The sequence below is a fragment of the Mobiluncus sp. genome, from assembly GCF_985070215.1.
On record NZ_CFKZQR010000004.1, the window covers coordinates 46,793 to 60,745 of the forward strand.

A 13,953-nucleotide genomic window follows, 5' to 3' on the forward strand; every position below is an offset into this window, starting at 1 on the left:
TCGGGCCCACAAAGAAGACAGAAAAACAGGAGTATAGCAAATGGCACTTCCTCCACTTACCGCTGAGCAGCGCGCGGAAGCCTTGAAAAAGGCTGCGGCGGCGCGTAAACATCGTGCTGAAGTCAAAGCCGATTTAAAGAACCGCAAAAAGACGCTGTCCCAAGTTTTGAAGGCTGCCGAAAAGGACGAAGCCCTGGCAAAGATGAAAGTTCAGTCTTTGCTGGAGTCGCTTCCTCGCGTCGGAGCTAAGACCGCCGCCTTGGCGATGGAAGAAATCGGGATTTCTCCGGCTCGCCGCATCCGTGGTCTTGGTCCCCACCAGACCGCCGAACTCATCAAGCGTTTCGGCTGATGGCGGCCGCCGGCGCTACCGCCCGGCTGTTCATACTTAGCGGACCCACCGCTGTTGGAAAGGGAACAGTGGTGGGTTCTCTCTGTGCGAATTTTCCGGGAGAGTTTTACCTGTCCATTTCTGCCACCACTCGAGATTCTCGACCGGGGGAAGTCGATGGGCAGTCCTATATTTTCATGACGAAACCCCAGTTCGAACAACTTATCGAATCCGGGGGACTGTTGGAGTGGGCACAGGTTCACGGCAAAAACTACTACGGTACCCCAGCCGCCCCGGTCGATGAGGCTTTACGTCAGGGCAAACCGGTTCTGTTGGAAATCGACTTGGCGGGCGCCCGGCAGGTAAAAGCTCTGCGTCCAGATGCGCACACCATTTTCCTCAAGCCCCCGTCTTGGGAGGAACTGGTGCGCCGTTTGCAGGGGCGTGGCACGGAGTCCCCGGAAGAACAGCGCCTGCGCTTGGATACGGCGCGCACCGAGTTGGCTGCCGCTGAGGAATTTGACGAAATCGTGGTCAATGACGAAGTGCCTAACGCTACCGCGCAACTGGCTAAAATTATGGGTTTGCGCTAAGATAGCTGGGCTGAAGAAACCAAAAATCACTATTGAGGGGGATTTTTTATGACCGGAACCGTCGCTCACCCCGAGGGTATCACTGACCCGCCTATTGACGACCTGCTGGAAAACGTTGATTCTAAGTACGCCCTGGTGGCTTTCGCGGCTGCTCGTGCACGCCAGATTAACACCTATAACCAGCAGCTGGAAGCGGGTCTGTTGGACACTATCGGCCCGCTGGTTGATCACGGTCCGCGGGAAAAGCCCCTGTCTATTGCCATGCATGAAATCGCGCAGGGCATGTTGGATATGCAGTTAAAGGGCGATGAGCCAGAAGACGAGGCTCCTGAGGAGGACACCTCGGAACCGGTAAATCCGCTGGAAGCCTTGGCGGTCTCTTTCTCCGAGGGCCTGGCGAAAGATGACAACGCCTGAACTTGACGCCCCCCACGGTCCAGAGAAAACCGTCATCTTGGGGGTGGGAGCCTCCGTGGCCGCGTTTAAAGCCATTGAAGTGCTGCGCAGTCTCATCGCTGCCGGGGTCAATGTGTGGGTTTGTCCCACGGTTGATTCGCTCAATTTTGTGGGGAAGGCGACCTGGGAATCCCTGAGCAATCACCCGATTCATACGGATGTGTTCCAGACCCCTGACTTCATTACCCACGTAACCCTAGCCAGCCAAGCTGACCTGTTCCTGACGGTGGGAGCTTCCGCCGATTTGATGGCACGTTTCCGCATGGGTCTAGCTGACGAGTTCCTCACCCTAGTTGCAATCACAGTCGACTGCCCGCGTCTCATCGCCCCGTCGATGCACCCCACAATGTGGGAAAACGCGGCGACCCAGGACAACGTGGCGGTGCTGCGTGAACGGGGCTGGCGCTTTATTGGTCCCGAAACCGGCAAGCTGGCCGACAACTCCCATGGCATCGGACGCCTCAGTCAACCAGACGTCATTTGTGATGCGGTTTTGGCACAGCTCGGTATGAGTGCCCTCGGTTCCATCGATTAGTTTTCACAAGGCCGCCACATGAGTTTTCGTTCCGTAGTGGTTTCCGCCGGGGGGACTCGCGAGCCCTGGGACGAAGTGCGCTTCTTGGGGAATCGGTCTACCGGACGCCAGGGCTGTGAGGTGGCTCGGGCAGCTCTAAAGACCGGAGCCGACGTCACGTTAGTGGCCGCCAACGTGGAAGCAGCCCTCATTCCTCGCGGGGTCAAGGTCATGGAGGCCCCTACTGCGGAGCAGATGCTGCACCAAATGAACGCCGCCGCCGCGGGGGCAGACCTGATAGTCATGTGCGCTGCCGTAGCGGACTTTCGCCCCATCCGAGTCTCGGGCAAGATTACCCGACACGCCGACACTATCCCCACCTTGCAGTTGGAACGCACCCCCGACGTCCTGATGAATCTCATTAAGCACCGCCGCGAGGGACAGACCATTGTCGGCTTTGGGGCGCTGACCGGTAGTGAGGCGCAGGTGCGGGAACAAGGTCGTAAGAAAGCCCTGGACAAAGGCGCCGACCTGCTGTGCGTCAATCGAGTCGGGGACGGCCACGGTTTCGCAGCCGCGAGGAACACCTTGTTCTTTTTCGATTCGCAAGGTAACGAACGAGGTCAAGCCAGCGGCACGAAACTTGAAGTCGCCGAGGTCTTGCTCCAACTAGCTGGAGAAATCTCGCAAAGTCACTAGAATTCTTTTATGAGTAAAAAAGTCACTTTCACATCTGAATCTGTCACTGAAGGACATCCCGATAAGGTTTGCGACCGGATTGCCGACTCAATTCTGGACGCTATCTTGGAACAAGATCCGGCGGCGCACGTTGCGGTAGAGACGTTCGTCACGACCGGGCTGGTCCATGTTATGGGTGAAGTGACGACCGAGGCTTACGTAGAGATTCCCCACATTGTGCGTCACGAGATTGCCCAGATTGGCTACACGTCCTCGGAGATCGGCTTTGATGGTCGCAGCTGCGGCGTGATGGTGTCCTTGGGGCAGCAATCCCCGGACATTGAAGCGGGCGTCAGCCATTCCCTGGAAGTACGTCAGCGGCCCGAAGCCTATGACCCCCTGGAACAGCAAGGCGCTGGTGACCAAGGGATTATGTTCGGATATGCTTGCGATGAAACCCCGGATTTGATGCCGATGCCGATTTGGTTGGCGCATAAACTGTCCCAACGCCTGGCTCAGGTGCGCAAAGAGGGAATTGTTTCCGGATTGCGTCCTGATGGCAAAACCCAGGTGTCGGTTGAGTACGAGGACGGGGTGCCGCGCGCCCTGTCGACTATCGTGGTTTCAACCCAGCATGCGCCGGATCGCACCCAGGCGGAACTGCACGCCATGGTCGAAGCGGAGGTCATTCGTCCGGTACTCGATCAGTTGAATATCGACCTGGACACGAAGGACGCGGAAATTTTGGTGAATCCTTCGGGTCAATTCATTATCGGCGGACCCGCCGCGGACTCCGGTTTGACCGGTCGCAAGATTATTGTGGATACCTACGGAGGCATGGCGCGTCACGGGGGAGGGGCTTTTTCCGGTAAGGACGCCTCAAAGGTTGATCGTTCGGCCTCTTACGCTTTGCGTTGGATTACCAAGAATATTGTGGCGGCCGGTTTGGCGAAGCGCTGCGAAATCCAAATCGCTTACGCGATTGGCCGAGCCAACCCGGTGTCCCTGTCAGTGGAAACCTTTGGGACTGGTGTCGTGGCCGATGAGGAACTGGCCGCGGCGATTCGTGAGACTTTCGATTTGCGTCCCGCCGCTATCATTCGGGATTTGGATCTGACCCGTCCGATTTTCCGCTACACCAGTAACTATGGCCATTTTGGGCGTGATGGCTTCAGTTGGGAAGAAACCAATCGGGCGCAAGCTCTCAAGGATTATTTCCAGTAAAACCGGCTGTGGGGGCTGGTCATGGCCCCGACTTCCGGGACGAAATGGCAACTGCCGGATTTTCGTATTTGGGGTATGAGTTGTAATTAAGTCGTGTTTGCTGAACCGATATTGCCACTGGACGATTTCGCACCTCCCGGACCACGGGCGGTGCAGGTCGATGGTGTGGAAAAGCCCGTGGCGGCGGTTCTGCTCAACACGTTTACCCCCGCTTTGTCCCGGCCTCTCGACTTCCTGATTCCCCCAAAGCTCGATGCCGCGGCCGCTCCGGGGGTGTTAGTGAAAGTGAAAGTCGGGACAAAACGCTACACCGGTGTCATCGTGGACCGTAAAGACAGCACCGACTGGCAAAAACCGCTGCGGGAAATCGAACGCACTTTAGGCGACCTGCCTCTGTTGGATACTTCCACCTTGGAATTGCTGGAAAATGTCTCACTCTATTACGGGACAGGACCCTCCTCACTGCTGCGTTACGCCTTGCCAGAGCGGCGCGTCAAGGTGGAACAGGCCTTTTCTACCGACCCTCCTCAGTGGGATACGACCGCGGTCACGGTGGAGCCACCGGAACAAACGACCTGGGCGCGTTATGCCGGGGGCGCCGAGTTCTACTCTGAACTGTGTCGGGGACACCACCCTCGTGCCGTGGTCAGTGCGCTACCGCTGGGGAACAATCCGCATTTCCAGCCCGCCTCGCGTTTCCAACCCATAGCCGAATTAGCGGCGGCGGCCTGGGCTAACGGGGAACAATCCCTGGTGGTGATGCCCACGGTAGAGCAAGCTGATGAAGCCTACCTGTATCTACGTGACTACTTTGCCGACTCGGACCAAGTTGTGCTGTATACCTCGGAAATTCCCACTGCCGCCTCCTATGAAACGTTCTTGCGTTCCCGTTTTGGCACCGCCGCGATAGTGGTCGGCACCCGCGGTGCCGTATTTTTGCCACTGGCCCGCCCCGGTTTGTTTTACCTCTGGGACGACTTAGCATGGTCACTAAGCTCGGACATGTTCCCGAACTTTTCTGCCCGGCAAGTCCTGCTGATGCGTTCCCAGCTGTGCGGCACTGCCCTAGTACTGGCGCACTATTCAGTCAACGCGGGGGATTTGCAGCTGGTGACCCGCCACTTCGCCAGCGGTTTGGCCCCCCACCGCGAAGTTTTGCGCCAGTGTTCGGGACGCTTTGAATTTCTCAGCGAGGATGCACAGCTGGCGGAAGGCATGACAGGGGCGATGCTCCTGCCCAATGCCGCTTTACGCCTGGTGCGCCAGGGTTTGAAATCCGGTCCGGTTTTGGTGCTGGTGCCTCCTGATGGCGCGTTTTCGGTCGTGAGCTGTGCAAACTGCGGCGCTAATGCAGTGTGCGAAGTGTGCGGTGGACCGTTGACTTTCCAGGGTTCCCGGCTGGTTTGCACTCGCTGCGGAAACGTCCCCACCAACTATGCCTGTCCGAACTGTGCCAGTATGAAAATGCGCGGGCGCCACCTCCAGTCACGCACGGTAATTGATGACATTGGGCGGTCATTTTCCGGAGTGCCAGTGTTGGTTTCCCGCCCTGGAAAAGGCCGGGTTGGCCTCATCGATGGAGCATCGCGCCTGGTCATAGCCCATCCGGGGGGCGAACCTTTCGCCGTGGGCGGGTACGAAGCCGCGGTTATCCTACGGGCTCACATGTGGGCCAATCGTACCGCCCTGTGGACTGTCCAGGAAGTCATGCGGCAATTTCTGGCAGCCGGAGCTTTGGTGAAACCTCAGGGGCGCATCTTGGTGACGAACCGGATTGACCCGCGCCTGGAACAGGCTCTGGTACGGTGGGACCCCTGGGGTTTCGCCGCCTTAGACCTGCGGGAACGCGAAGCGGGACACTTTGCCCCCGCGTGGCGCACGGCTTTGTTGCAGGGGCAATCCCTGGGTGAGGTGTTAGCTTTTCTGCGCCAGAGATTTCCTGAAATCACGGTATTAGGCCCGGTTCCAGCACGGGAAAACCCCGCTCTCAGCACTGCGTTCGTGTCGGTGGCGCTGCGCGACAGTCAGGATTTCGGGCGGGCGCTGCGCGCGGTGGAACTGCAAAATGCTCGGGAGCGAAAATCCGGCAGCGACGCCCTGCGTATCGTAGTAGATCCCCCAGATCCCGCCGGTCAAATCGGGTAGACCCCGCCTTCACCTCGAAAAACCCCAGTTGAACTTAGATAGGATAGTTTGTATGCGTATTGTTTTTGCTGGATCTCCCCAGGCTGCCCTTCCCGTATTGACATACCTTGAGCAATCTACACACGACCTGGTGGCGGTGCTGTCGCGTCCCGATGCGCCCTCCGGCCGGGGTCGGAAACTGGCTCAGTCACCGGTTTCCAGTTACGCAGCCCAGCATGACCTGATGCTCTATCAGCCAAAAACCCTTAAGAACAATACAGAAGCCGCCACTTTTTTGCGTGACCTCCAGCCTGATTTGGGTGTCATCGTGGCTTACGGGGCGATTTTGCCGGCTGACATTTTAGAGATTCCCAAATTCGGGTGGATTAATATCCATTTTTCCCTGCTGCCGCGGTGGCGGGGCGCTGCCCCGGTACAGCGTGCTCTACAGGAGGGGGACACCCAAACCGGCGTCACGGTCTTTCAACTCGAACCTGCGTTAGATACCGGCCCCATTTACGCGACCTGCTCTTATGAGGTGCCGGAGTCGGCGACAGCGGGGGACGTATTGCTCGAACTCGCCGAACTCAGCGTCAGACCTCTGGAACAAGCCCTGTCCATGATCGAAGGGGGAGTTGCCCCGGAACCGCAAGCGGACACCGGTGTCACCTATGCGCCACCTCTACACCCATCGGAAGGCGAAATCGACTGGTCCGCGCCGAGCGACACGATTGCCAACCACATCAGAGGATTCACACCGTCTCCCGGTGCCTGGACGATGTGGCAGGAATCCCGCGTAAAACTCGGTGTCCTGGAGTCGAATCCGCCTTTGACGATGCCTATCCCGCCTCTGGAACCCGGTCAGATTTTTACCACTCGTCACGAAGTCTGGGTCGGCACCGGTTCCGCACCCGTGTGCTTAGGCAACGTAGCCCCCGCCGGGAAAAAACCAATGCCAGCTGAGGCTTGGGCACGCGGAGCCCACCTGGAAAGTAGCGCGAAGTTTACGACTTCGCGCTCGATGGGGGGTCAGGAGTGAACCATTCAGGGGGCGCTTCCGCGGGCAAATCTCGCTCAGCGGGCAACAGAGCGAAAACCGGGGGTGCAGTTCGAAATTTTCGTAACTCTCGCACCGGTTACGCCTACCGGAGCAAAGCCCGGCGCGACCCCGCTCGTGACGTTGCTTTTCAAGCCCTGCGCCGCGTCGACCAAGACCATGCTTACGCCAATCTGGTGTTGCCCGGTTTGATTGAGCGGGCGCATTTGCATCGGCGTGACGCGGCTTTTGCTACCGAGTTGGTGTACGGAACATTACGGTTACAAGGGCGCTACGATGCCATAATCGGACTGCTCAGCGACCGGGATGTTGCGGATTTGGATCCGGAGCTGCTCACAGTACTGCGGATGGGGATTCATCAAATTCTCCAGATGCGTGTGGAAGACTACGCTGCGGTAGACACGATGGTTGACCTGGCACGCGACCGTCTCTCCGCCGGCCCTGCCGGTATGGTAAACGCGGTGCTGCGCAAGGTTACTGAGCATGACCTGTCCTATTGGCTCGATGCCATCACCTCGGGACTGACCGGGGAAAAAGCCCTGAGCCGAGCATTTTCCTATCCGGAATGGATGGTGTGGGCCCTGCGCGATGCCTTGGTCGCTAACGGCCGTGATGCTGCTGAGTTGCCGGGACTCCTACACGCGCAAAACCGTCCCGCTTATGTGACGCTGTGCGCCCGACCGGGTTTCATTACCGCTGATGAACTGGCGACTGCAGCTGAGACCTATCTTGATGCCAATACTCGTTTGGGAGAACTCTCTGACTGCGCGGTGGTGCTTTCCGGAGGCGACCCGCGGCGACTGCGTGCTGTTGAGCGGGGCTTCGCCGGGGTCGAGGACGAAGGCTCACAGCTTGTCGCCAAAGTTTTGGCTGCAGCACCGGTGACCGGGGTGGAGCGTACCTGGGTCGATTTGTGTGCCGGACCCGGTGGGAAAACGGCGCTGCTGGCAGGGTTGGCTAGTTCGCGTAACATTTCCGTCATCGCTAACGAGGTTTCGCCGCACCGTGCTGAACTAGTGCGTGCCTCCACGCAAGCATTTCCGAACCAGACAGTGCAGGTTTTACAGGGCGACGGACGCGATTTTGGAGAGCTTCATCCGGGCAAAGCCGATCGGGTCCTCGTGGACGCACCATGTTCAGGCTTGGGCTCGCTGCGGCGCCGTCCCGAAGCCAGATGGAATAAATCCGCCACCGACCTGAAGGACCTGACCGCTCTGCAACAAGTTCTGCTGCAATCCGCGTTGCAAACGGTTAAGCCTGGGGGTGTGGTGGGATACGCGACTTGCAGCCCGCACTTGGCTGAAACTCGCCAGGTGGTGGAAAGCGTGGTAAAGAATCGCGCGGATTTGCGGGTGCTGGATGCCCCCGCCGTGGCACGAGACATTATCGTCAACCCGGAACATGACCTTGGGTCGGGGCCTTATCTGCAACTGTGGCCTGACCGTGACGGTACCGACGCCATGTTCCTGGCTCTGATTGAAAAGTTGCCTGATTCCCAGGAATAAATCCCAGCTAAAACCGTCCGAAGCTCACCGCGGAATTAGACAATAGAAGAAAGAAGGGAACCGATATGAGCCTTAAGATTTACCCCTCCGTGCTGAATTGCGACCAGATGCATTTCGCCCAGGCGCTGCAGGACATCAAGAGCGCCGACGGGGTTCACCTCGACATTATGGATAACCACTTTGTGCCCAATCTGACGTGGGGACTGCCAACCGCCACGGCGGTGTTGAACGCTACCAGACTACCGGTTGACGCCCACCTTATGATTGAAAATCCAGACCGTTGGGCTTTGGAGTACGCCAAGGCCGGCTGCGCCATTGTCTGTTTCCACCTGGAAGCCTCGAAAGCTCCGGTACGAACCGCTGACGTGCTGCACAGTTTAGGTGCCAAAGCCGGGATTGCGTTGAATCCAGCCACACCGGCCAGCGCCATCAAAGACATTTTGGGTCGTTTTGACCAGGTCACGGTCATGAGTGTGGAGCCGGGCTTCGGCGGACAACAGTTTATCCCCGAGGTGTTGCCAAAGATTCGCAAGCTGCGCAAATATGCCGAAGATGCCCGCATGAATCTCGATATCGAGGTTGACGGAGGCATCAATGAAGAAACCTTGCCCCTCGTGATGAAAGCCGGGGCAAACGTGGTGGTGGCCGGGTCCTACGTGTTCAAACGTAAGCCCGAACAGGCTATTGCCACGCTGCGCACCATCGGCGCTACCCCGCACACCCACTAACCCCATTAGCCCGCTTGTGGGATTTGACCTCAGTGGGCTATCGAGGGTCTATACTGGAAGTAGCTCTGGGGGCTGTGTAATTCAGCACCGGCGGTAAAGTCCGCGACCTCGTGTCCGCACGAGTTGAATCGGTGAAATTCCGATACCGACGGTTAAAGTCCGGATGGGAAGAGCCGCACGTCCACCGCGCCTGCGTATGTTTACTGAGGTGTTGGTGAACGTTCATCTTTCTTTGCCCTGGGCTGTCCAATGAGGTGACAAACCGAAAGGGGTGAAGATGTCGATGAGTCAAAACCGGGCACCGTCAACGGTTAACGCCGTCCCGGATTCCCGGCCGCTCAATGTCATTGCCCCGCTCGCTTTGGCGCTGCTCATTGTGGCAGTCTGGTTCCTCGCGACGAGTTCTGGAAACATCCCGACCTTTATCTTGCCGCGTCCCAGTGACGTAGTGCAGTCCGGTGTGGAGTTGTTGAGCGGCAAAACGTTCTGGCTTTACCTGGGCAACACGTTGCTGGCAGCGACGGGAGGAACCGTGTTGGGGCTGCTTGTGAGTGTGCCGCTTTCATTTTCGATCCATCACCTGCGTCTGCTCAACGCGGCGGTTCAACCGTTTCTGGGGGCTTCCCAAGCGGTTCCTGCGGTCGCGCTGGCGCCGCTGCTGTTGATTTGGCTACCGACGCCGCGTCTCGCCATTGCGGTGTTGTGCGCGCTGATGGTGTTTTTCCCCATTTTGGTTTCCACCACCGTGGGCTTGCATCATTTGAACGCCAGCATTTTGGAAGCTGCCAAACTCGATGGTGCCGGAACCTGGGACTTGCTGAAATACATGGAGTTTCCGCTGGTGTTGCCATCCCTACTGGGAGGCATTCGCAACGGCGTGACCCTGTCCATCACCGGAGCGGTGGTGGGCGAGATGGTCATCGGCGGACGCGGCATGGGCACCCTGATTACCCTGCAGTCACACAACGTGGATACACCCGGCATGTTCGTGAGTTTAATCATGATCTGCACGGTGGCCGCGTTGATATATCTGGGGGTCTATCGCCTGGAGCGTCATTCCAAAACGGTAAACGCAGTTTAGCTGCGTCTCAAAGAAAGGTTCACCAGATGTCACATCGTTTTATCAGGTCCCTAGCCGGATTGGCCGTCAGTGCCGCGGTTTTGGTCGGTTGTGCTGCCGGTTCCACTATGGAAAAAGGGAGTTCCGCTGGGTCTGCCAGTAGTCCCACCGGGGCGGACCGGGCGGTCACAATCGGTTTGACTTATATCCCCAATGTCCAGTTTGCGCCGTTCTATGTGGCGGCCCAAGACAGGCTGTTCCGTTGGGACGGTGGTGGGGGAGTTAGCCAGCAGCCCGTTAACCTGCGCCATCACGGTGCCGATGAGGGACTGTTCAACGCTCTTTTGTCCCATAAAGAGGACTATGTGGTGGCGTTCGCTGACGAAGCGGTACAGGCGATATCCGCGGGTATGGATTTGTGTGTCACGGGTATTCTGTACCAAAAATATCCGGTGGAAGTTATCGCGACCAAGCAGTCAGGGATTACCTCCTGGGCGGATTTGAAAGGAAAAACAGTAGGCGTACCGGGCCGCTTCGGTTCTAGCTGGTTTGGTTTCCAGGCGGGTTTGCAGCAGGCGGGTTTGAGCCTTGATGACGTGAGAATTTCGGAAATCGGATATACCCAGCAGACTCAGATGGCCACCGGGAAAGTCGATGCGGTGGTGGGATTTTCCAATAATGACCTGGTTCAGTTCCAGTTGGCCGGACTGGAGGTGACCGAGATTCCCCTGCCGCCAAATCTGCCGTTAGTAGGTGCCGCCGTGGTGACTACCGGTGAAAGGTGCGAAAACCAGGACGCCGCAAATGAGGGTGTCATCAACGCTATGGCCCAGGCCATCAACAGTATCCAACAGGATCCGGAAAAAGCGGTGGAATACACGAAAAAGTATGACCAAACCCTGAACACCGCCGCCTCCTTGCGCGCCGCCCAGAAAGTCAACCTGGCCACGCTGAAGTTGGAGCAGTTGCCTGACTACGACCCGGCTGACCCTGGTCGCGCTGCCGCTCCCGACCCGCAAAAATTCAAGGCCATGATTGCCCTGTTAGATGAGATCGGGGCGTTGGACAAAAAGGTCGACCTTAGCTCTTTGGACCAGGCGGGTTTGGAACAAATCGCTCGGCCGTGGAAATCGCTGCACGCCCAAGCCTCCGCGGCAGAGTAAATCCAGGGCAATTCGCGGGATTCGGGTGGGACAAATCCTTTTGTTAATCCAGTCATATAGATATTTGGGAAAACTCCTGCCATTGCATAATCTATAAGCGTGAATAACTTTGAAGACCTTTATGCGATTATCGAGAGCCGAAAGAACGAACGCCCGGAGGGGTCCCGTACTGTTGAGGAGCTCGACAGGGGAATCCACGGCATCGGCAAAAAAATCGTTGAGGAAGCCGCCGAAGTGTGGATGGCGTGCGAATACGAATCGGACGAAGCGGCTCAGATTGAGATGTCTCAGCTCATCTATCACTTGCAGGTCATGATGGTAGCGAAGGGCTTTACGCCCCAAGACATTTACCAGCATATGTAGACCGGTGTCGCCCAAAGTCCGAATCCGCAACGACCCGGAAACCAGTCAATAGCAGCTTGAGAAGAGGGAGTGTCAGCCATGTTACGAATCGCGGTGCCGAATAAAGGATCGCTGTGCGAACCGGCGGTCACGATGCTAAAAGAAGCCGGGTATAAAGTGACCCGGCGCGGACGGGAATTGACTATTATCGACAAGGGCAACGATGTCGAGTTCTTTTTCCTGCGTCCGCGTGATATCGCTGTTTATGTCGGTTCCGGGGTCGTGTCCTGCGGTATCACCGGGCGGGATTTGTTGATAGATTCCGGGGTCGCCGCGGTGGAATACCTTGGCTTGGATTTCGCCCGCTCTACGTTCCGGTTTGCCGGACCGGCGGGCCAGTTCCACGATTTAGCGGACATTCAGGGCAAACGGGTGGCGACCTCCTATGACCTGCTGCTGAAAAAGTTTCTCGATGAACACCAGATTTCCGGAGTCCGTGTGGTACACCTGGACGGCGCGGTCGAATCTTCCGTGCAGTTGGGCATCGCTGATTTGATTGCTGACGTGGTCGAAACAGGTTCCACGCTACGGGCTGCCGGTTTGCAAACCTTCGGGGAGCCTTTGCTGGAGTCGGAAGCCCTGCTAATCACTGCCGCGGGCCAAGAAAACCATGCGCAACTGCAAACCTTGGCGGCCCGTCTGCGGGGCGTGATGGTGGCGCGAACCTATGTACTGATGGATTACAACGCTCCTTCCGCCCAGCTGGCAGACCTGTTGGCGATTACGCCCGGCATTGAATCCCCGACAATTTCTGACCTGGCTGAGGACACTTGGAAAGCCGTGCGGGTCATGGTGAAAGCCGCAGACGTGAACCTGATTATGGATCGTCTCTATGCGGCCGGGGCGCGCGGCATCCTGGTGACGGACCTGAAAGCGTGCCGTCTGTAACTGCCGTGCAGCGTCAGCTACGCGGCGCTCGGGTCGTCGTTTGAATTCTTCGCTTGACGGACGGGCACGGTCGCGCCGTAGGCTCCCGCCGCCGCCGCCGCGAGGAAAGCGGCGGGGTCTTCACTGAGGGTTCGCCCCATTGTGGAAAGTTTCACGGGAAAGGCTTCCAGAGCTGCGTAAAGTCCCGTGGTGGGTTGGTCGATGACACGATGGTGTTCTTTCAACAGGCTCAGTTGGGAAGTCACCAGGGGAGAGAACGTTCCTTTCGGGTCGGCTAGGGCCTTTTCTACGGGATTGTCGAGGTCGAAAACCGGAAGGACCACGTCCAGCGGGGGCAGCCCCATCCAGGTCAGCATGGTCAGAGAGTGGTGCGAAATGCCGTAGTGTCGGGGACGCGCGTCTCCGCTGGACATTCGCAGTACCGCAATGGGATGACCGTTCAACGCCGAAGCTGTATGCAGAAATTGCGCCCCGTCCACCCCCGAATAGCCCCAACGAGTGCCGGTACCCAGGTTGCCCGGACCTTGGGACACAATGACCGCATCGGCCTTGACCACCTCGGACGCCACGAAGAGGGCGGAAGGAAAACTGACGGCCTCGTAATCACCACCAAAGCACTGCCCACAGGTGATGGTGGCGGCTAAACTACCGGACTCGCGCAATTGGGCTACGGTACGGGAATACGCCAAGGGCAGAGCGCCGCCATCAGTTTGAATATAGACCAGACGGGCATGCGGGCTGTGGTGCAGGAATCCCACTACGATAGCGGGCAGAGCCGAGTGTAAATCCGTCACCAAGACGGGAAGTTCATCCAGGTTATCCGCCGAACGCAACAGGGAATGATAGGGACTGTCCGGTTCATCGGCACCCAACACGACCTTTTGATGTGGGGTGTAGCGAGCCTTTACCAAGTGACCGGGATTAGGTAATTCGTCTGCCGGCAGGCGGGTTTCGTTAGCCAGAACCATAGCTTCTCCTCCGGTACCCAAGGCTTTCGCCAGAGGAGAAACTTCAATCTGGATGATATCGCCGGGCTGCGCAGCTCCGAGCAGTTCCGGGTAGCAGATGGCTCGGCATGTATCGCCGGCTTGGAAACTCACGGCGGGCCCGGTTTCCTGGCGGGGGGGAGCAGCCACGATTTCGCAGCGCAAAACCTGATGTGGAGTCTGGCGCTGCACTTCCAGAACACGTGCTTTGCGAATCATCACGGGTTAAGCATAACCGCTTCAA

Annotated in this window: 15 protein-coding genes and 1 riboswitch; of the genes, 14 read left to right on the forward strand and 1 reads right to left on the reverse strand. The window is 57.9% G+C overall.

Annotation, left to right across the window (positions count from 1 at the left end):
• Positions 1-40 precede the first annotated feature (40 nt).
• The 14 genes from mihF to hisG all read left to right on the forward strand — a co-directional run bounded on the left by mihF (position 41) and on the right by hisG (position 12,723).
• Positions 41-352 carry an integration host factor, actinobacterial type gene (mihF, locus tag AC5LBQ_RS01625; protein WP_295026758.1) on the forward strand — a complete coding sequence of 104 codons (312 nt, stop codon included), beginning with the start codon at positions 41-43 and terminating at the stop codon, positions 350-352.
• Positions 352-924 carry a guanylate kinase gene (gene gmk / locus AC5LBQ_RS01630; protein ID WP_493264437.1) on the forward strand — a complete coding sequence of 191 codons (573 nt, stop codon included), beginning with the start codon at positions 352-354 and terminating at the stop codon, positions 922-924. The genes mihF and gmk overlap by 1 nt, the downstream gene beginning before the upstream one ends.
• Positions 925-972: 48 nt before the next feature.
• On the forward strand, positions 973-1,341 hold the full coding sequence (gene rpoZ / locus AC5LBQ_RS01635) for a DNA-directed RNA polymerase subunit omega (protein ID WP_297346787.1): 369 nt from the start codon (positions 973-975) through the stop codon (positions 1,339-1,341).
• Positions 1,328-1,915, forward strand: a complete 588-nt coding sequence (locus tag AC5LBQ_RS01640; RefSeq protein WP_493264438.1) for a flavoprotein — start codon at positions 1,328-1,330, stop codon at positions 1,913-1,915. The genes rpoZ and AC5LBQ_RS01640 overlap by 14 nt, the downstream gene beginning before the upstream one ends.
• 18 nt (positions 1,916-1,933) lie before the next feature.
• Positions 1,934-2,593: a phosphopantothenoylcysteine decarboxylase domain-containing protein gene (locus AC5LBQ_RS01645; RefSeq protein WP_493264439.1), complete on the forward strand. Its 660-nt coding sequence runs from the start codon at positions 1,934-1,936 to the stop codon at positions 2,591-2,593.
• Positions 2,594-2,602: 9 nt separating this feature from the next.
• Positions 2,603-3,796 (forward strand): methionine adenosyltransferase, encoded by a 1,194-nt coding sequence (metK, locus tag AC5LBQ_RS01650; protein ID WP_282921592.1) that lies wholly within the window; start codon positions 2,603-2,605, stop codon positions 3,794-3,796.
• 93 nt (positions 3,797-3,889) lie between these two features.
• A complete protein-coding gene (locus AC5LBQ_RS01655) occupies positions 3,890-5,941 on the forward strand; it encodes a primosomal protein N' family DNA-binding protein (protein ID WP_493264440.1) in 2,052 nt (683 codons plus the stop codon).
• A 52-nt stretch (positions 5,942-5,993) separates the two neighbouring features.
• On the forward strand, positions 5,994-6,959 hold the full coding sequence (gene fmt, locus AC5LBQ_RS01660; protein WP_493264441.1) for a methionyl-tRNA formyltransferase: 966 nt from the start codon (positions 5,994-5,996) through the stop codon (positions 6,957-6,959).
• Positions 6,956-8,482, forward strand: coding sequence for an RsmB/NOP family class I SAM-dependent RNA methyltransferase (locus AC5LBQ_RS01665; protein ID WP_493264442.1), 1,527 nt, complete (start codon positions 6,956-6,958; stop codon positions 8,480-8,482). Before fmt ends, AC5LBQ_RS01665 begins: the two co-directional genes overlap by 4 nt.
• A 65-nt stretch (positions 8,483-8,547) precedes the next feature.
• Positions 8,548-9,210 carry a ribulose-phosphate 3-epimerase gene (gene rpe, locus AC5LBQ_RS01670; protein WP_297346415.1) on the forward strand — a complete coding sequence of 221 codons (663 nt, stop codon included), beginning with the start codon at positions 8,548-8,550 and terminating at the stop codon, positions 9,208-9,210.
• A gap of 57 nt (positions 9,211-9,267) precedes the next feature.
• Positions 9,268-9,389, forward strand: a riboswitch (FMN riboswitch).
• Between the two features lie 98 nt (positions 9,390-9,487).
• Positions 9,488-10,291 (forward strand): ABC transporter permease, encoded by an 804-nt coding sequence (locus AC5LBQ_RS01675; RefSeq protein WP_307741586.1) that lies wholly within the window; start codon positions 9,488-9,490, stop codon positions 10,289-10,291.
• A gap of 26 nt (positions 10,292-10,317) precedes the next feature.
• Complete coding sequence (locus AC5LBQ_RS01680) at positions 10,318-11,433, forward strand: ABC transporter substrate-binding protein (RefSeq protein WP_493264443.1); 1,116 nt, start codon at positions 10,318-10,320, stop codon at positions 11,431-11,433.
• 99 nt (positions 11,434-11,532) lie between these two features.
• Positions 11,533-11,796 carry a phosphoribosyl-ATP diphosphatase gene (locus AC5LBQ_RS01685; RefSeq protein WP_307741584.1) on the forward strand — a complete coding sequence of 88 codons (264 nt, stop codon included), beginning with the start codon at positions 11,533-11,535 and terminating at the stop codon, positions 11,794-11,796.
• 78 nt (positions 11,797-11,874) lie between these two features.
• On the forward strand, positions 11,875-12,723 hold the full coding sequence (gene hisG, locus AC5LBQ_RS01690) for an ATP phosphoribosyltransferase (protein ID WP_307741583.1): 849 nt from the start codon (positions 11,875-11,877) through the stop codon (positions 12,721-12,723).
• Between the two features lie 17 nt (positions 12,724-12,740).
• Here the strand turns inward: hisG and AC5LBQ_RS01695 are convergent, their stop codons facing one another.
• The gene (locus AC5LBQ_RS01695; protein ID WP_493264444.1) at positions 12,741-13,931 is read right to left on the reverse strand and encodes a DUF3866 family protein; all 1,191 of its coding nucleotides are present in this window, start codon (positions 13,929-13,931) and stop codon (positions 12,741-12,743) included.
• Positions 13,932-13,953 lie beyond the last annotated feature (22 nt).